The following is a 17,865-nucleotide window of genomic DNA, read 5'->3' as shown; positions in this document are numbered from 1 at the left end:
GGTGAATCCGAACCCCGGGTCTCTGAACTGCAAAGACCCGTATTCCTGTTGTGTCCTTCCGGCGTACGGCGCAAACAGCCCGGGTATCACCAAACAGGCAGAAGACGGTGCGTCAGCTGCCGTGGGTGAACGAGGGGTTGTGTTGGTATGACGTGCTGGTACGAGGGGCCCCTGGCCGCCTTCGACACGGAGACGACGGGCGTCGACGTGGAGACCGACCGGATCGTGTCGGCCGCCGTCGTCGTCCAGGACGCCCCGGGCACCCGGCCGCGGGTGAGCCGCTGGCTGGTGAACCCGGGTGTGCCGGTGCCCGAGGGCGCGACGGCGGTGCACGGGCTGACGGACGAACACCTTCAGCGCAACGGCCGCTGGCCGGCGCCGGTGGTGTACGAGATAGCGGAGCAGCTGGGCGAACAGGCGTCCGCGGGGCGCCCGTTGGTGGTGATGAACGCACCGTTCGATCTGACGCTCCTGGACCGGGAGTTGCGCCGCCACCGCGCCTCGTCCCTGGACCGCTGGTTCGAGTCCTCGCCGTTGCTGGTCCTCGATCCGCGGGTTTTGGACAAGCACCTGGACCGCTACCGCAAGGGCCGCCGCACCCTGACCGACCTGTGCGCGCACTACGGCATCACGCTGGACGGCGCGCATGACGCCGCGGCGGACGCCCTGGCCGCGCTGGAGGTCGTCCGGGCGGTCGGCCGCCGGTTCGCGGCCCGGCTGGAGCGGCTGAACCCGGTGGAGCTGCACAACCTCCAGACCGGGTGGCACGCGGCGCAGGCGCGCGGCCTTCAGGCGTGGTTCGCGCGCAGTGGCAGCGAGGAGGCGGTGGACCCGTCGTGGCCGCTGCGCCCGGACCTGCCGGCGGCAGCCGCCTGAGAACAGCGCGGGACGGGACAAAAAGAAGCCGGTCCGCGTGACGCGGACCGGCTTTCTCCCGGTGGGCGATACTGGGTTCGAACCAGTGACCTCTTCGGTGTGAACGAAGCGCTCTCCCACTGAGCTAATCGCCCGGGAACGCACTGAACAATACAGGTCCCGGCGGGTTTCCTTCAAACCGCTTCCAAGTAGGCGACCAGGCCCCGCCGTCCGGCCCGCATCATCAGCCGGTGGTTGGCCCGGAACACCGGCCGCCCGGGCACGGCGAGGCGGCGGAGCAGCGGCTTGTGCACGTCGACGACCTGGTCGTACAGGGCGAGGGTGCCCGCACCGTCCCCGGTGATCGTCCAGCGCGCCCACCCTTCCAGGTCCCCGGTCATGGCGATCTCCAGCACCCCGGCCGCCCGGTCGCGCCGCACCTCCCGCGCGGTGAAGACCAGGTCGTACGGCAGGGTGGCCCGGATCGTGATGACACCGGTGGTGTCGTCCAGACGCTCCACGGCACGGACCTGAGGCCACCAACGGGGGTAGTCCTCGGCCTGTTCCAGTACGTCGTAGACGGTGGCGGGGGACGCGGGCAGGGCCCAGCGGGTGTGGAAGCGGTAATGGCTCCAGTCCATGGACAGAGTCTGCCCGCGCGCATCTGAGTACGTTCTGAGTACGCGCACTCATGTCGTACGACGTGACCCGGACCACACTCCAAGGCATGACGCACATCCCGCCCCCGGCCGAGGAGTTGCGGCTCCTGGACGCGGAGCTGTTCCGCCTCGACGCCCGCCGCAACGAGTTGCTCCGGCGCCGCGCCTGGCTGGTCGCCGCCCTGTACGCACCGGCTCCTGCCGCGCCCCGGCCCACCGCGCGCGGCCCCGAGGCGGCAGCGCCCCGGGTGCAGAACGTGCTGCTGTTGCTCGGCGGTGTCCTGCTGGTCATCGCGGCAACGGCGTTCACGCTGGTCAGCTGGGGTGACCTGGGGATCACCGGGCGGGCTCTGGTGCTCGGCGCGGTGACCGCGGCGGTGCTCGCCGCACCGGTGGCCCTGCTGAAGCGCGGCCTGCGCTCGACCGCCGAATCGGTGGCGGGCCTGGGCCTTGCGCTGACGGTCCTCGACACGTACGCGCTGCACGGCGCGGTCTTCGTCGAGGCGGCGGGCGCCCCGTACACGGCGATCACGTCGGCGGTGCTGGGGAGCCTGTGGGTGGCGTACGGCAGGCTCCCGGCCATGCAGGAGCTGCGCCTTCCCCTCCCCGCGGCCCTCGCCGCGGCCCAACTCCCGCTCCTCTGCGGCGCACTCGCGCTGGGTGCCGATGCCTACGGCATCACCGCGGCCCTCCTGCTGACGGCCGCGTTCGACACAGCTGTGGCGCTCCGAGCGACCGCCCGTCCCGTACGTCTCCTCGCCGTCGTCGGCGCGTACGGTCTGGGCGGCTCGGGCGTATGGGCGGCCGGTTCGCTGTCCTGGACGGCAACCGGCCCGAGCGCCGCCGCCCGTGCGGCGGCGCTCCTTCTCCTCGCCGCGACGATCGCGCTGGTCGCGGCGTGGCGCGGCGCGGGCGGGCGGCGCGAGCCGGGCGCCGCGACGGCCCCCGCCGACGGCCTGCCGGACGCCCAGGGCACCGCGCCCGGTGCCGCCGGCGCCCGCCCGGCGGCACCGGGCGCCGGGCACGCCCTCGGCCTCTCGGTGGCCTCGGCCCTCCTGGCGGTCGCCGCGCTCGGCGGCGTGGCGCGCTCCGCGCTGCCCGGCACATGGACGGTTCCGGTCCATCTGGCCGTCGGTATCGCCCTGTTGGCGGCCGTACGGTCCGAGCGGCTGCCGGAGACGGTACGACGTGGCTTCGCCGCGGCCTCCGGTGCCGTACAGGTCCTGGCGGTCGCGTGGACGCTGCCCGTCGTGGCCGTGACGCTGCTGGGACCGGTCGGCTGGGTGTTCCACGTCTGGTCGGGGGCGCCGGCGGATCTTCGCGAGGCGGTCACGGTGGACGCCCCCTGGCCGCCGGACGCGGCGACGGCACCGCTCGTCCTGGTGGCCGTGGCGGCGGTCCTGGTCCTGGCCGTACGGCACACCGACCGGCGTCCGCGCGCCCTGACCGGCGCGCTGGCGCTGACGTGGGCGGCGGCGCTGACGCTCCCCGCGGTACTGGAACTGCCGTACACATTGGGCCTGTTGGTGCTGGGCTCGGTGACGGGCGTGGTCCTGGCCTCTCCCTACGGTCAGCCGACCGCGACCGTGCTCGCCCTGGCCACCTCCGCCGACCTGGGCTTCGCCGCCCTCGCCTCCCAGTCGGCAACCCTCACCGCGCTCGCCGCGCTCACGGCGTTCTTCGCCGTGGTCTCCTGGCGCCACACCGCGCTCACGGCCCCGACGGCCCTCGCCCACGCCACCGCGCTGGCCTGCGCGACGGGTGCGGCGGCGGACTGGCAGCCGCGGTTCACGGCCCTGCTGGTGCTGGCGGTCCCGGCGGTCGCGGCCGTGCTGGCGGGCTGGCTCAAGGACACCCGGGCGACCGTGGCCGTCGAGATCACGGGGGCCGTCACGGGCGTCCTCGCCATCACCCTCGCCGCGACCGACCTGCCGATGCTCGCCCTGGTCCTGTCCCTGTGCGGAGTGATCGCAGCGGGCACCGCACTGCGTCCCGACCGCCATGCCGTGGGCTACCCGGCCGCCGCGCTCTTCCTGCTGGCCACCTGGGTGCGCCTGGCGGCCTGGGAGGTCGGCACACCCGAGGCGTACACGCTCCCGGTGACGGTCGCGGCGCTGATCGTCGGCTTCCTGCACAGGCGCCGCGAGCCGCGGACCTCGTCCTGGACGGCGTACGGCCCCGGCCTCGCCGCGACCCTGCTGCCGAGCCTGGCCGCGGCCTGGGGCGATGCCGGCTGGACCCGGCCCCTGCTGCTGGGCCTGGCGGCCCTGTCCCTCACCCTGCTGGGCGGGGGCTACAGCCTCCAGGCACCCCTGGTCCTGGGAGGCTCGGTGCTGGCCCTGGACACCCTCCATGAACTGGCCCCGTACATAGTCCAGGTGACGGACGCACTCCCCCGCTGGGTGCCGCCGGCGCTGGCGGGACTTCTCCTGCTGTCCCTGGGAGCGACGTACGAGCGGCGCATCAGGGACGTCCGAAGAATGCGGGACGTCCTGGGAAGGATGAGCTGACGCCCCCAGGGGCGCGGGGAACTGCGCGACCAGCCACGCCGATCGCGCAGTTCCCCTTGAGCCCTCAAGGCATCTTGTCCCCGAGCAGCGCCAGGTTCTCAATGGCCGCGAGCCCGTACAGAGCCGTGTCGTTGGTGGAGATCCACGCCGCCTCGCTGCCGGCGACCAGCGTCACCGGCCCGCTCAGCTTCTCGGTCTTCCACGGCGCCGACTCCTTGTACCCGTCGGAGTTGTAGAACTTCTCCCAAGCCCGCTTGGCCAGCTTCTCGTCCCCGGTCTTGACGGCCGCGTACGCGTCGAGCCGCGAGTGCCCCTGGAACAGCAGCAGCGTCCCGAAGTTGGACCCGTACCGCGCCGCCTGTTCGGCCTTGGTGGCGTTGAAGTAGCGGCAGTAGTCGAAGTACGCCTCGTTGAACTTGGGCATGTCGACGAGGTCGATGAGCTCGGCGCACAGCTCGTTGAGCCCGAACACCGCGGACAGGTGCGACACCCCGACCACCGGCGCCGGAGCGACCGCGAACTTGCCGGTGTCGAGGTCGTACAACCCGCTGCCCTGGACGAATCCGTTGGGCTGCGCGGCGATGCCCTCCATGGTCGACAGCACGCGCGCCTTGGCCTTCTCCCACTTGGGGCCCTTGCGCTCCCACTCCGTCAGCCAGGCCGACACGAGCCCGCTCCAGTCCGTGCCGAACCCGATCGACAGGGCGTGCCGGTCGGGCGTGTAGGGATCGGTGCGGATCTTGCGCAGCGGGTCGAGGACGAGGAACGTCTCGTCGGAGTCGACGTTGGCGTGCATGAGGTCGCCGACGCGTTCGTCCGCGGTGAGGAAGTAGTAGTAGCGCCGGTAGGTGGTGTTGGCGATGCGCTGCTGCTTGGCGCTGTCGGCGTAGTGCTGCACACCGTGCCGGGTGCCGAGGCCGGCCCATTTGCCCAGGTGGTAGACGTCGACCTCGCCGGTGTGCCGGGTCATCGCCTCGGCGAACCGGAAGATGTCCGCGCGGCCGGAGCGGAGGTAGGCGAACCAGAGCCAGAGGTCCGGCGACAGCTCGGAGTTGTCCCAGGCGTAGCCGCCGATGTCGTACCGCCACTGGTGCCTGACGGTGTCATAGGTGTGCATGATGTCGCCGTAGTCCCAGAAGCCGTACCAACGGCGCTGCTCCACCTGGTCCTTGTAGTAGGTGAAGAGGAAGTCGAGGTGGTCCTCGATCTTCGCCTTGGCCGGAGTGGAACGGTCGGGCTCGGAGTAGAGGCCAGGCCCGAAGACCTTCGCCTTGATGAGCTGCCTGGGCGGCGCGGCGAGCTGCGGCAACACCCGTACGGCCGCGACCTGTTGGGCGAGTGCCGCCGCGGACGGGGTCGACTCGTTGGCCCAGAACAGCAGCTCCGAGGTCCGCGCGATGCCGTACGGCGTACCGAACTCCGGCTCGTAGTCCTCGTAGGTGATGTTGAGGCCTTCGAGCTGCTCGGCGAAGGTGTCCTGGCCCATGCCGTCGTGGTAGAAGCGCAGGTCCATGGGCTGCGCCTCGGGCGACCAGAGCCAGAGGGTGACCTCGGCCTCGTCGGTGTGGGCGTCGCGGATGTCGAGCTGGGCGGGGAACTTCTCCCAGAAGTCCCGCAGGCCGAAGGAGAGTCCGCCGCTGACACCACCGACGTACCCGAACCCGGAGGCCCGCTTGCCGCCGCCCGCGCCGATCCAGCCGTGCCCCTTCTTCGTCCTCTTGCGCAGGGTGAAGCCGTCGGCGGAGAGCTGGGAGAGCGTGTAGTCGCCCCATTCGGGGATGTACTGGAGGCGGGTGGTGACCCGCTGGTCCCAGGTCGACGGGTCGGGCAGCTTCTCCCCCGCGTACTGGGCGGCCTGCACGGCCGCGCCGGGGTCGCGGCGCAGCCCGGTGATGCCCTTGACGGCCTCCCGCAGCAGACCGGTGCCCTCACCGCCGATGCGGATGTGGCGGTCGTACGACTGGTCGCGCATCGGCACGGTGAAGCGGACGCCGATGCCGCGGATGAAGTCGCCGCTCGCCTTGCCCGGCTCCTGGGTGCCGTCGAAGGTGATGGTGTGCACCATGCGGAAGGAGTCGGCGCCCGCGTAGAAGTACAGGCGGATGGAGAACGGCAGCCAACTCCGGTCGCCCTTGCGGTGCTTGCCGTCGATGCGCACGACCGCGCGGACCGGTCCGTCCTGCTCGACGGTCACGTCCGAGACGGCCCCGTCGAAGCGCTCGGTCTTGACCGCGCCCTGGTCCTCGTCCTCGATCTCGGGCTGCCGGATCAGGACGAGCTTGCCGTCCTTGGCGATCTCGGTGGAGCCGCGGGTGACGGACTTGATGAGCGTGGCACCGGACTTGCCGATCTTCGCGGTGATCACGCCGGTGGAGACCGTGATCGTGCCTCCGCTCTGGTCGACGGTGACCTTCTTGTCCGGCACGGCGGCCTCGCCGGCCGACAGGGTGAGCTTGCCGTTGCCCGAACTCACGGCGTGGGCGGTCCACTTGAGGGAGCCGTCCGGCCAGTAGGCGATCGGCCAGGACTGCACGGGCACCGACTTGCCGTCCGCGTCCGTCAGCGCGAAGGCCTGGTCCTCCTGGTAGACGCCCTTGGGCCAGGGCACGCCGAGGGTGGAGCCGGGGGCGGCGCCGAGTCCTCCGTCCTCCAGCCAGTCCAGGGTCACCGGATCGGCGTCGGCCTCGGCGGCTCTGGGCGCGGCCTGCGCGTCCTTCGCTCCTAGCGCCCAGCTGAACTGTGCGGCGGCGCCGGCGACGGCGGCTGCCTTGAGGAGGGACCTGCGAGGGATGGGAGACATGGTCATTCCTTTCCATGTGCGGCTGGTCAGGGGCATGACAGAGAGAGGTGCGGCGCCCGTGGCACCGACCTTGTGGTGCGGGAGGCACCGCCACTCAGCGGTGCCTAGTGCGTAGGGGGCGCCGCCCGTCAGCGGTGCCTAGTGCGTAGGAGTGCGCCGCCCGTCAGCGGTGCCTAATGCGTAGGAGTGCGCCGCCCGTCAGCGGTGCCTAATGCGTAGGAGTGCGCCGCCCGTCAGCGGTGCCGGTACCGCTCTTCGACGGCGACGGCCGCCGCCACGACGGCTCCCAGGACGGGAACCGCCAGCGGCGCGACGAACAGGGCGGACAGGGCGACCACTCCCAGCCCGCAGACGATCAGGAAGGACCCGGCGGGATCGAGCACGGTCCGCCGCCCGGCATCGGCGAGCAGCGCCCGCCAGCTGTCACCGGGCGCCCAGACGGCGGCCGCCCGCAGCAGGGCCACGACGACCCCGATCAGCGCGAAGGTGCCGACGGCCCCGACGAGCGGCCCACCGGGCAGCCCGGCCCGCGAGGCGAGGACGTCCACCCAGACCACCGCGGCGACCGCCCACCCGGCGACCCCGACGGCCCAGCCGCCGCGCAGCGCCGTACGGAAGTCCGCGACGAACTCTCCCCACCCGCCGCCCTCGTGGCCGGTACGACGCCGAAGGTGCCGGGCGCCGGCGGCGAAGGCCGCGGGGTAGGTGACGACTCCGAGCGAGGCCACCGCGATCCACACGCCGGTGAGCAGACATTCGGCGAACACGGCGAACCGCTCGCCCCCGAGAAAGGACAGCCTGCGGGCCTTCACACGCGCCTGGGCCATGGGTGGAACCGCCTCACTTCAGTCCGGACGTCGCCATGCCGTCGATGAGATACCGCTGGAAGGCCATGAAGAAGGCGATGACCGGCACGAGCGCCACCAGCGACATCGCGATCATGCTTCCGTAGTTGGAGATGCCCTCCTGGTCGCGGAACATCATCAGCCCGAGCGAGACGGTGTACTTGTCCGGGGTGTTGAGATAGATCAACGGCCCCATGAAGTCGTTCCAGGCGTTGATGAAGGTGAAGATGGCGCTGGTGATGAGGGCCGGGCGGGTCAGCGGCAGCACGACGGACCAGTAGGTCCGCAGGTGCCCGCAGCCGTCGAGCTTGGCGGCCTCGTCCAGCTCGCGCGGCAGCCCGCGCATGAACTGCACCATCAGGAAGACGAAGAACGCCTCCGTGGCCAGGAACTTGCCCGCCACCAGCGGCACCAGGGTGTCGGTGAGCTCCAGCTTGCGGAACATCACGTACTGCGGGATGAGCAGCACGTGGTACGGCAGCAGCAGGGTGCCGATCATCAGCGTGAACAGCAGGTTCCGCCCCGCGAACCGGATCTTGGCGAAGGCGTACGCGGTGAGCGAGCTGGACAGCACGACACCGGCCACGGCGAGCCCGGCGTACAGCAGGGAGTTCGTGAAGAAGGTGCTGATGGAGATGCCGGAGATACCGTCGGCGAGCCCGGAGAAGTTCTCCCAGACCGGCTTGGTCGGCAGCAGGTCGATGCTGGCGATGATGTCCTTGCTCGGCTTGAAGGAGGCACCGAGCACCCAGATCACCGGGTAGAGGACGACCGCGAGGACGGCGAGCGCCCCCACGTGCCAGGCGATCGATCCGAAGCGCCGCCGCTCGCTCGCGCTGTGGACGACGGGATTGCTGGTGGCGCTGGTCACTTGGCGGCCTCCTCGTAGTGCACCCACTTCTTCTGCGACCAGAACAGGACCGCCGTGACGAGCGCCACCGCGACCACCAGCGTCCAGGCCATGGCGGAGGCGAAGCCCATCTGGGCCTCCTTGAAGCCCTTCTGATACAGGTAACAGGTGTAGACGAGCGTGGCGTCGGCCGGCCCGCACTGGGTGTTGGAGACCACGTACGCGGACCCGAACACCTGGAACGCGTGGATGGACTCCAGCAGCACGTTGAAGAACAGCACCGGGGAGATCATCGGCAGGGTGATGTTCCAGAACCGGCGCAGCGGGCCGGCCCCGTCCATCTCGGCGGCCTCGTACAGCTCCTGCGGAACCTGCTTGAGACCGGCCAGGAAGATGACCATCGGCGCGCCGAACTGCCAGATACTCAGGGCCACCAGCGCGTAGATGACGTAGTCGGGGTTGCCGATCCAGCCCCCGACGTCGAGACCGAAGATCTTCTGGGTACGGTCCACGATCGCGTCGTCCGAGAACAGCGCCCGCCACACGAACCCGACGGAGACGCTGGCGCCGATCAGCGAGGGCATGTAGAACGCGGCCCGGTACAGACCCTGTCCGCGCCGCTTCTGCGCGAGCAGCAACGCGACACCGAGCGCCAGCAGCAGCTTCAGCGGCGTGGCCACGACGACGTACTTGAGCGTGACCTCCACCGACTTCTGCCAGCGCGGGTCCTGGAACATCGTCGTGAAGTTGTCCGTCCCCACCCACTCGGGTGGCGTGAACAGGTTATAGCGGGTGAACGCGTAGTACAGCGACGCGATCATCGGCCCCGCCGTAAGCACCAGGAACCCGGCGATCCACGGCGACATGAAGAGATAGCCGGCGATGTTCTCGCGGCGCCGCCCGCGCCGCCCGGCGACAGGAGCGGCGGACCGCTTCTTCGCCGGGCGCGCGGGCGCTTCCTTGACGAGCGTCATGGTGGTACGTCCCCTCAGCCCGCGAACGCGGCCTTGGCCTCGCTGAACAGCGCCTTGGCGGCGTCGGCCGGCTTGGTCTTGCCCTGGGCGACCTCACCGCCGATCCGCAGGAAGGCGGCCTCGATGACGTCGGCGCCGGACGGGTGCGGGGTGATCTTCCCCAGCACGCCGGCCTTGGCGACCTCTTCCTCGTACGCCTTGACGCCCTTGTTGTTGTCGTCGGTGGGCACGAACGCGTCGTACTGCTCGGTCGTGGAGAGGATGCCGCGGTCGTAGCCCATGATCTTGCCGACCTCGGGGTCGTGGACCATGAAGGAGATGAACTGGGCGGCTTCCTTGGGGTGCTTGGTCCCGGAGAAGGCGCTGAGCATCAGGGAACCGAGGTACTGGCCGGTGTCCTTGCCGTCCGTGGTGGGGATCGGCGCGAGCCCGTAGTCCGACTCGCCCTCGCCCTCGTAGCGGATGGAGAAGTTGTCCCAGGTGAACTCGGAGGCCGCGAGCCCGGCCGACAGACCCGACTTGGGCTGCACCTGCTCGATCTTCTTCGGGTCGGCGACGAGCCCGGACTTCACACGCTTGTAGCCGTCCGCCCACCACTGCGTCAGGTCGTCCTCGGTGAAGCCGAGATCGGAGTCGGTGAAGAACGCCTTGCCGTTCTGACGCAGGTACAGGTCGTACAGGTACATGATGCTGAAGTAGCCGGTGTCGCCGGCGATCTTCAGCTTGTCCTGGATCGTCTGGAGGGCGTCGAAGTACTCGTCCCAGGTCCAGCCCATCTTCGCCTCGACGCCCGCCTTCTTGAAGGCCTTGAGGTCGATGACGAGCGCCATGGTGTTGGCGCCGACCGGGATGCCGAGCTGCTTGTCGCCGACCTGACCGTTCGCCAGAACGCCGTTGCGGAAGTTCTTCAGGTCCAGATTTCCGGAGTCCGCCTGGGACTTGAGGTCCATCAGAACACCGCGCTTGTCGTACTTGCGCAGGAATCCGACGGCATTCTGGAAAACGTCCGGCGGATTTCCACCGGAGGCCTGCGTCTGGAACTTCTCCCAGAACGCCGCGTAGTCGGTGAATTCAGGCTTGATCTTGATCTTCGGGTTCTTCTTCTCGAAGACGGCGATCGCCTTCTTCATGGCGATGGTGCGCGGCTCGCCACCCCACCAGGCATAACGGAGTGTCACATTCCCGTCGCCGGAGCCGCTGTCATCGCCTCCGCACGCCGTCGTCGTCGCCAGCCCGAGCGTGGCCGCCGCTCCACCGGCCACCTTCAGGATCGTACGCCTCTCAACATTCCTGCTGGTTCCCACAGTCGGGCCCTCCCCGCAGCGTCGTTGCCGCCTGCATGAATCGTTTCAAGTAAGCGCTTGCTGGCACAAGGTACGAAGGCCCTCGGGGTGCGTCAATGATTCGGACAGGAATTTCTTGCGGGACCCCCGGACGAGTTGACCGCGCACCAGGGGCGAACGTCGCGCCGCGCGCGGAGAAGTCGCAGGTCGGGCGCGGTCGTTCGGTCCGCCGAACATGAACTCGCCTGCCGGATCGGGATGCCGTCCGGCCGAAACTCATCGGCGGTCGCAGGGCCGGGAACGACGACGGCCCCTCTGCTGCTCGCAGAGGGGCCGTCGGATCCGGTGGGCGATACTGGGTTCGAACCAGTGACCTCTTCGGTGTGAACGAAGCGCTCTCCCACTGAGCTAATCGCCCGGACGCAGGAAGAACATTACCCCATGTCAGGGGGTGCCTGTGACCAGTGCGAACCGGCACGGCACCCCCGGCCGCGGATCACTGGTCCTTGATGTTCCAGGGCATCTCGAAGCCGAACTTGTAGAGGTAGACCCCGACGATCGCGGCCACGATCACCAGGCCGATCGACGTCAGGATGATGTTGCGCCGGCGAACCTTGGGGTCCAGTGCCCGCTGCGCCGCCTCGGTCACCTTCCGCTTCGTCCAGCGCAGCACCAGCTGGGCCCAGACGAACTCGGTCGCCCAGATCGCCATACCGCCGAAGATCACGACCCAGCCGGGCCCCGGCAGCGGAAGCATGATGATGCCCACGACCACGACCGCGAGCCCGATGACAAAGATCCCGACCTGCCAGCTCAGGTGCAGCAGGCGGCGCGCCTTGATGAATTCCGGCGCTTTCGAGCCGAGCCCCTGCTCGCTCTGCGCTCCGCTGGTCTCTGTCTCGTCCGATGCCACGGCCACCTCGGCCCGCTCGTCACGCCCCGTATTCATACGGCCAAACTTTACCCGAGCGAAACCGGTCACCGGAATGGTCGTACCTCGCGAACGGGGTCTCGGCCGGAAGAGTTACGTAAAGGCACGCAAAACACTCAGAGGGGTTTACAACGGCACCGTAGGTGGCATGTCGATTTCGCCGACGTGCGAATCCCCGAGCGCACACTGAGCGAAAGGCCCTGGCGCTTATGAACACCACGGTCAGCTGCGAGCTGCACCTGCGCCTCGTTGTGTCGAGCGAGTCCTCCCTGCCTGTCCCCGCAGGCCTGCGGTACGACACGGCCGACCCCTACGCCGTGCACGCCACCTTCCACACCGGAGCCGAGGAGACCGTCGAGTGGGTGTTCGCCCGCGACCTCCTCGCGGAGGGCCTCCACCGGCCCACCGGCACCGGCGACGTCCGAGTCTGGCCGTCGCGCAGTCACGGTCAGGGCGTCGTATGCATCGCCCTGAGCTCCCCGGAGGGCGAAGCCCTGCTCGAGGCCCCGGCGCGGGCCCTGGAGTCGTTCCTGAAGCGCACGGACGCTGCTGTGCCGCCCGGCACCGAGCACCGGCACTTCGACCTTGATCAGGAGCTCTCGCACATCCTGGCGGAAAGCTAGGGACCGAGGCCTCACCAAGCCGCCCGGCGCCGTCGACTCGGGGTGACGGCTCGGGCCAGGACAATCGCATACAGGTACGCGCATCGGCGCCGTCTCCGCGGACTCCCGCGGGGCGGCGCCGCTGCGCGTGGGCCCGCCGGCCGGCGGCCCGGCCGCGCAGCTCGCAGCCGCCGGGACCGGTACAGCCGCGCGGTAAGCCACTACGATCGGCCAGCATCGGCGGGCGCCCGCCCGACCCCCCAGGCCAGGGAGCGAAACGTGCTGATCACCCATGACACCCGGTGTGCCCTCGATGCCGTGGTGGATCTGGTGAACACCGCACCGGAGGACACCACGACCCCGGACGCGCTGCCGGACGTCGCCGCTCTCGCTGATTTCGTACGAAAGCACGAAATCAGCGATGTCGGGGTCCTCTCGGAGTTCGATCTCTCGGCGGTGCGCAAGATCCGGGGGCGGTTCGCGGCGATCTTCTCGGCGCCGGACGCCCGGGCCGCGGCCGGCCTGATCAACGAGCTGGTGGCCGCCGCGGGCACCACGCCCCGGCTCACCGACCACGACGGCTACGACTGGCACGTCCACTACTTCGCTCCCGGTGCCTCCGTCGCCGACCACCTGGCGGCGGACTGCGGGATGGCGCTGGCGTTCTTCGTCGTCGCCGGGGAGCAGGAGCGGCTGCGGCGCTGCGAGGCGCCCGACTGCCGCCGCGCCTTCGTCGACCTCTCCCGCAACCGGTCGCGGCGGTACTGCGACAGCCGCACCTGCGGGAACCGGCTGCACGTGGCCGCGTACCGGGCGCGCCGCAAGGAAGCGGCCGGCTGAGGAGCGGGTCGCTCCGGGAGGGCGGCCGGAGGTTGTCGGTCTCGGGGCGTCCGTCTCGAAGCACCTGCCTCAAGGTGGCGGCCTCAGCGGTCTCAAGGTGGCGGCGCGGTACCCGACGGGTGACGTCGGGTACCGCGCGAACGGCTCACAGCAACAGCAGATCGTGCAGCGCAGCCATGAGCAGCAGACACCCGATCACCGCCAGGAAGATCATCAGCGGTGGCTGGGAAAGGGCGAAAAGGCACCCGCGCGGCTCGTCCTGAGGTGGCGCGGTGTCGCTCTGTGTCGTGTCCAGCATCTCGCGGGCGATGATGACGCAGTCATCACCCCCGGTGTTACCAACACGCCCGGAAATGCAGGGTAGTTCGCCGGATTCCGTGACGTGAGGTCCAGAACGTTCACATCCGCGTTCGGATCAGTGCGGACTGTGTCGTTTCAGCCGACCTGCGTCCGTCATATGCCGTGCTTCTTCAGGATCGCCTCGATGTCGCTGAAGTCGTCCGCGGAGTCGGAGCGCGGGGCGGCGGCGGGACGGGACGCCGGGCGCGCGGCCGGGCCCAGAGAGGGCGCCGAGGCCGCCGGGGCGACCGCCTCACGCTGGGCGGAACGGGCGGCCGCCCTGCGTTCCTTGCGGGTGCCGCCGCGTCGGCGCTCCACCGCGCGCGTCGCGGAGAAGAGCAGCCAGGAGGCGCCGAGAACACCGAAACCGGCCCACGCGGTGACACTGAACGCGGTGTCGGACAGCCACTCGACGACGCCGGTCATCACCAGACCGATCGGCACCAGGGAGTACGCGGCGAGACGGGCGGCGGCGAGGAAGCGCTTGCGGTACGCCGTGACGGCCGCGATGCCCAGGCCGGCCGCGGAGACGGCGGAACAGACGGTCTCGGCAATCATCCGGTCCTCCAGGCAGGGCTCGGTCGGGCAGTTCGTCCCTTCCATCCTGCACCGCCCGAGCCCCATGGGGCCATGCTCGGGCGGGACATCAGGGACATCTCCGGGTCGGGTCGTCCGTAGGTGCCGGTCGGAGGGTGGAGTGGGGTTCCGGACGCCGGTGACACGCGGCCCGGGGCAGGGGCCCCGCACGGCAGCCCCGGGGCGGGCCGATTCGGTCGGTGCCGGGCCGGGCTGGGAGACTGGGGGCATGAACGACTCCTCCCCCGCGTCTCCCGCCGTCCCCGTGCTCGACGTCTGGTGTGAGCTGCAGTGCCCGGACTGCCTGAGCGCCCTGGACGACGTCCGGGCTCTGCGCGCCCGTTACGGCGATCGGCTGGAACTGCGGCTGCGGCACTTCCCGCTGGAGAAGCACAAGCACGCCTTCGCCGCCGCCCAGGCCGCCGAGGAGGCCGCCGAGCAGGGCAAGGGCTGGGAGTATGTCGAGGCCGTGCTGGGCCGCGTCGAGGAGCTGGATCGCAGGGGCGAATCCCTCCTGGTCGACGTGGCCGGTGAACTGGGCCTCGACGCCGAGGAGTTCGACACCGCGCTGATCGACGGCCGGCACATCCTGATCGTGGACGCCGACCAGGCCGAGGGCAAGGCGATCGGCGTGACCGGCACCCCCACGTACGTCGTCGGCGGTGAGCGCCTCGACGGCGGCAAGAGCCAGGAGGGCCTGCGCGAGCGCGTCGAGGAGATCGTGGACCGGCTGCTGGCCGGGCCGGACGCCTGAGCCCCGCCGGCTACAACAGGGGCTTGTAGAAGGCGTATTGCGTCGTCTCGTAGCCGAGCGACTCGTAGAGACGCTCGGCCGGTGTGTTGCCCGCGAACACATTGAGGCCCAGGGTCCGGCTGCCGAGGGCGCGCGCCTCGATCTCCGCCAGGAGCATCAGGGCGCGGCCGTGGCCGTGGCCCCGGTGGGCCGCGTCCACCTCGACGTCGTAGACGAAGGGTTTTCCGTCGCGCAGGGCGATCCACAGATTGCCCACGCGCGTGCCCTCGTGTTCGAGGATGTGGAGCCACGTGTCCTCGGTGGCGAAGCCCCGCGGCAGGAGCGTGTCGTGGTCGCGCCGGGACTTGGCGCGGGCCTCGGCCTCGGGCACGCCCCGGGCGATCCAGGTGCGCGCGTAGTCCTCGGTCTCGTGCTCCAGCCAGGTGTCGAACTCGGCCTCGGTCATGGGGCGGGCCCGATAGCCGGCCGGCAGGGCCGGCGGGGTGTCGCCGAGTTGCTTCACCATGCCGCGGTTGCGCAGGACGTAGCCGAGCGCCCTGACGAGCCGCAGGGCGGCCTCAGCGGTCGCGGGAACGGCGATCTCGATCTCCCGGCAGCCCCACCCGCGCGCGACCTCCTCGGCGGCCAGCGCGGCCACCGTCCCGCGGCCCCGGCGCCGGTCGGGTTCCTCGATGCCGAGATCGCGGATGCGCGCCACCGAGGTCCCGAAGGACGGCGACGTGCCGAGGTGTACGGCGCCGACGGGGCGGCTGTTCACGCACACCTGGTAGCGGCGTGAACGCGTGCCGTCGGCATTCTGCTGGAGCGGCTCGGTCGGCCGCAGGGTGGTGGTCATCACGGGTGTTCTACCCGCTGCGATGCCCCGGGGCAGCCCAATATTCGCAAGCCGCCCAACTCCTCGGGACCCTACGGGTCGAGGTCGTTGCCGGCCCGCTCGTCGAAGACGCGCATGGCCTTGGCGGTCACCGGTCCCGGCGTACCGGCCAGCTCGCGGTCGTCCACGCGGTGCACGGCCTGCACGTCGCGCAGGGTGGAGGTGAGGAAGATCTCCTCGGCGCGTTCCAGGACGTCCAGCGGGAGGTCTGTCTCCTGGGCGCCGGTCCATTCGACCGTCAATGCGCGCGTGATGCCCGCGAGGCAGCCGGAGGCGAGCGGCGGGGTGTGGATCTCGCCGTCCAGGACGACGAAGACGTTGGACCCGGTGCCCTCGCAGAGCTGCCCGACGGTGTTGGCGAACAGCGCCTCGGACGCGCCCTGGCCGTGCGCGCGGGAGAGCGCGACGACGTTCTCCGCGTACGAGGTGGTCTTCAGGCCCGTGAGGGCGCCGCGCTCGTTGCGGGTCCAGGGGACCGTGATCACGGCCGTGGTGTCGGGGCGGCGGGAGGTCTCGCCGAGGGCGACGACGAGGGTCGGGCCGTGTTCGCCGCGGTCGGAGCCGAGGGGGCCGTGGCCGCCGGTGTAGGTGATGCGCAGCCTGCCGAGCGGCATGGGGTTGGCGTCGAGGACGGCGGCGCAGGCGCGGCGCACCTCGTCGAGGTCGGGGTCGGGCAGGCCGAGGCCGCGCGCCGAGAGGGTCAGCCGGTCCAGGTGCCGGGTCAGGGCGAACGGCCGGCCGGCCACCGCCTTCACGGTCTCGAAGATGCCGTCGCCCACGGTCAGCCCGTGGTCGAAGACGGAGACACGGGCGGACTCGGTGTCCTGCAACCCGCCGTCGAGCCAAATCTTCACTGGTCTTTACCTCGCAGAATCCGTGCCGGACGAGTCGCGGTGGCCCTAGGGGTGCCCCCCGGGTCGGCTAGCACGTCGGTGCTTCCTCTCCACTCACCTCGTACGTCCCCGACGCTACCGCGAGCAGCCGTGCCGCCTTCAGCTCGGTCTCCCGCCACTCCCCCTCGGGGTCGGAACCCCAGGTGATGCCCGCACCGGTGCCGAAGCACAGCACTCCTCGCGCGCGGTCGATCCAGAAGGTGCGGATGCCGACGGCCAGCTCTCCGGTACCCCGGTCGGCGTCGACCCATCCGATGCCGCCGCAGTACGGGCCGCGCGGTGCCGGCTCCAGGGCGTCGATGATCCGCAGGGCGCTGGACTTGGGCGCTCCGGTGACGGACCCCGGTGGGAAGGCGGCGGCCAGCAGCTCCGGCCAGCCGGCGCCGTCCCGCAGCTCGCCGCGGACCGTGGAGACCAGGTGCACCAGGCCCGGGTGCTTCTCCACCGCGCACAGGTCGGGGACGCTCACGCTGCCGGTGGCGCAGACCTGCCCGATGTCGTTGCGGACCAGGTCGACGATCATGACGTTCTCGGCGTAGTCCTTCTCCAGGAGGTCCGCCTCGGTGCGCCCGGTGCCCTTGATCGGCCCGGACTCGACGACATCACCGTCGCGGCGCAGGAAGAGCTCCGGTGAGGCGGTGGCCGTCTCCACGCCGTGCTCCGGCAGCCGGATCGTTCCTGCATACGGTGCCGGGTTGCCACGGGCCAGCAGGGCGGTCAGCGCGTCCACGTCGGCGTCGGGCGCCACGGGCGCGCTCAGGACGCGGCAGAGGTTCGCCTGATAGACCTCGCCGGCCGCGATGTGCTCCCGGATGCGCCGCACTCCCGCCGTGTACCCGGCGCGGTCGAGCGAGGACGTCCAGTCCCCGACCGCCGGCCCCCGCCACCGCCCCGGCACCGGGGCGGGCACCGGCTCTTCGCGTACGTCGCCGAAGCGGGCGCAGGTCAGGCGGCCCTCGAAGTCCGCCGCGACGGCCCAGAAGCCGGTCGAGTCCAGGGCGGCGGGATCGCTGGTGATGTCGAGCAGCCCGGTCGCGACGCGGTTGCCGAAACGGGCCAGAGGAGGGAGGTCGTGCACGCGGTCGAGTCTAGGGCGGGTGGCGAGCGGGTGACCTGGTCATGTCCGTCCGGGGACCTGGGCCGCGACCTCGCCCGTGACCTCGGCGGGGTGCCTGAGCAGGTGCAGCGCAGCACGCTGCACAAACGCGTTTTTGTACTGGCCCAGGAATCCGCTAGAGTTCAACACGTCGCCGGGACGCGCAAGCCGAACGGAAAGACAG

Annotated in this window: 18 protein-coding genes and 2 tRNA genes; 6 read left to right on the top strand and 14 right to left on the bottom strand. The window is 70.5% G+C overall.

The window, feature by feature from the left end; all coding sequences use genetic code 11:
- The first annotated feature begins 147 nt into the window (after positions 1–147).
- Positions 148–876, top strand: a complete 729-nt coding sequence (locus tag DI272_RS40395) for a 3'-5' exonuclease (protein ID WP_109500122.1) — start codon at positions 148–150, stop codon at positions 874–876.
- Positions 877–938: 62 nt separating this feature from the next.
- On the opposite strand, the gene DI272_RS40390 is transcribed toward DI272_RS40395, so the two are convergent.
- Positions 939–1,010, bottom strand: a tRNA-Val gene (locus tag DI272_RS40390).
- 39 nt (positions 1,011–1,049) lie between these two features.
- On the bottom strand, positions 1,050–1,496 hold the full coding sequence (locus tag DI272_RS40385) for an SRPBCC family protein (protein WP_109500121.1): 447 nt from the start codon (positions 1,494–1,496) through the stop codon (positions 1,050–1,052).
- A gap of 86 nt (positions 1,497–1,582) precedes the next feature.
- Between DI272_RS40385 and DI272_RS40380 the strand changes: the two genes are divergently transcribed.
- Positions 1,583–4,024 carry an SCO7613 C-terminal domain-containing membrane protein gene (locus DI272_RS40380; RefSeq protein WP_258314818.1) on the top strand — a complete coding sequence of 814 codons (2,442 nt, stop codon included), beginning with the start codon at positions 1,583–1,585 and terminating at the stop codon, positions 4,022–4,024.
- A gap of 64 nt (positions 4,025–4,088) precedes the next feature.
- Here the strand turns inward: DI272_RS40380 and DI272_RS40375 are convergent, their stop codons facing one another.
- From DI272_RS40375 to DI272_RS40345, 7 genes are all read right to left on the bottom strand, one after another.
- Complete coding sequence (locus tag DI272_RS40375; RefSeq protein ID WP_109501294.1) at positions 4,089–6,824, bottom strand: Tat pathway signal sequence domain protein; 2,736 nt, start codon at positions 6,822–6,824, stop codon at positions 4,089–4,091.
- A 233-nt stretch (positions 6,825–7,057) separates the two neighbouring features.
- Positions 7,058–7,651 (bottom strand): hypothetical protein, encoded by a 594-nt coding sequence (locus DI272_RS40370; RefSeq protein WP_181387469.1) that lies wholly within the window; start codon positions 7,649–7,651, stop codon positions 7,058–7,060.
- Between the two features lie 13 nt (positions 7,652–7,664).
- On the bottom strand, positions 7,665–8,540 hold the full coding sequence (locus DI272_RS40365; protein ID WP_109500119.1) for a carbohydrate ABC transporter permease: 876 nt from the start codon (positions 8,538–8,540) through the stop codon (positions 7,665–7,667).
- Positions 8,537–9,493: a carbohydrate ABC transporter permease gene (locus DI272_RS40360; RefSeq protein WP_109500118.1), complete on the bottom strand. Its 957-nt coding sequence runs from the start codon at positions 9,491–9,493 to the stop codon at positions 8,537–8,539. Before DI272_RS40360 ends, DI272_RS40365 begins: the two co-directional genes overlap by 4 nt.
- Before the next feature lie 14 nt (positions 9,494–9,507).
- Complete coding sequence (locus DI272_RS40355; RefSeq protein ID WP_109500117.1) at positions 9,508–10,797, bottom strand: ABC transporter substrate-binding protein; 1,290 nt, start codon at positions 10,795–10,797, stop codon at positions 9,508–9,510.
- Between the two features lie 325 nt (positions 10,798–11,122).
- A tRNA-Val gene (locus tag DI272_RS40350) sits at positions 11,123–11,194 on the bottom strand.
- A 78-nt stretch (positions 11,195–11,272) separates the two neighbouring features.
- A complete protein-coding gene (locus DI272_RS40345) occupies positions 11,273–11,725 on the bottom strand; it encodes a TIGR02611 family protein (RefSeq protein ID WP_109500116.1) in 453 nt (150 codons plus the stop codon).
- Positions 11,726–11,916: 191 nt separating this feature from the next.
- Here DI272_RS40345 and DI272_RS40340 point away from each other — a divergent pair, with 191 nt between their 5' ends.
- Positions 11,917–12,330 (top strand): SsgA family sporulation/cell division regulator, encoded by a 414-nt coding sequence (locus DI272_RS40340; RefSeq protein ID WP_004002642.1) that lies wholly within the window; start codon positions 11,917–11,919, stop codon positions 12,328–12,330.
- 258 nt (positions 12,331–12,588) lie between these two features.
- Positions 12,589–13,149: a CGNR zinc finger domain-containing protein gene (locus tag DI272_RS40335; protein ID WP_109500115.1), complete on the top strand. Its 561-nt coding sequence runs from the start codon at positions 12,589–12,591 to the stop codon at positions 13,147–13,149.
- 145 nt (positions 13,150–13,294) lie between these two features.
- Here DI272_RS40335 and DI272_RS44785 read toward each other — a convergent pair whose 3' ends face one another.
- Together DI272_RS44785 and DI272_RS40330 are read right to left on the bottom strand one after the other, a co-directional pair.
- Positions 13,295–13,447, bottom strand: a complete 153-nt coding sequence (locus tag DI272_RS44785; protein ID WP_170068264.1) for a hypothetical protein — start codon at positions 13,445–13,447, stop codon at positions 13,295–13,297.
- Between the two features lie 155 nt (positions 13,448–13,602).
- The gene (locus tag DI272_RS40330) at positions 13,603–14,046 is read right to left on the bottom strand and encodes a hypothetical protein (protein WP_109500114.1); all 444 of its coding nucleotides are present in this window, start codon (positions 14,044–14,046) and stop codon (positions 13,603–13,605) included.
- A gap of 247 nt (positions 14,047–14,293) precedes the next feature.
- Here DI272_RS40330 and DI272_RS40325 point away from each other — a divergent pair, with 247 nt between their 5' ends.
- Positions 14,294–14,818 (top strand): DsbA family protein, encoded by a 525-nt coding sequence (locus tag DI272_RS40325; RefSeq protein WP_109500113.1) that lies wholly within the window; start codon positions 14,294–14,296, stop codon positions 14,816–14,818.
- A gap of 10 nt (positions 14,819–14,828) precedes the next feature.
- Here the strand turns inward: DI272_RS40325 and DI272_RS40320 are convergent, their stop codons facing one another.
- The 3 genes from DI272_RS40320 to DI272_RS40310 all read right to left on the bottom strand — a co-directional run bounded on the left by DI272_RS40320 (position 14,829) and on the right by DI272_RS40310 (position 17,663).
- Entirely contained in the window at positions 14,829–15,653 is an 825-nt protein-coding gene (locus DI272_RS40320; RefSeq protein WP_109500112.1) for a GNAT family N-acetyltransferase, read from the bottom strand.
- A gap of 71 nt (positions 15,654–15,724) precedes the next feature.
- Positions 15,725–16,546: an aminotransferase class IV gene (locus tag DI272_RS40315; protein ID WP_109500111.1), complete on the bottom strand. Its 822-nt coding sequence runs from the start codon at positions 16,544–16,546 to the stop codon at positions 15,725–15,727.
- A 67-nt stretch (positions 16,547–16,613) separates the two neighbouring features.
- Positions 16,614–17,663 carry a chorismate-binding protein gene (locus tag DI272_RS40310; RefSeq protein ID WP_109500110.1) on the bottom strand — a complete coding sequence of 350 codons (1,050 nt, stop codon included), beginning with the start codon at positions 17,661–17,663 and terminating at the stop codon, positions 16,614–16,616.
- Between DI272_RS40310 and DI272_RS44985 the strand changes: the two genes are divergently transcribed.
- On the top strand, positions 17,658–17,865 hold a 208-nt coding region (locus DI272_RS44985; RefSeq protein WP_219933874.1), incomplete at its 3' end, for a hypothetical protein. The genes DI272_RS40310 and DI272_RS44985 overlap by 6 nt on opposite strands.

Source organism: Streptomyces sp. Act143 (assembly GCF_003143935.1).
Lineage (GTDB): Bacteria > Actinomycetota > Actinomycetes > Streptomycetales > Streptomycetaceae > Streptomyces.
This window is presented reverse-complemented; position numbering and strand designations above follow the sequence as displayed.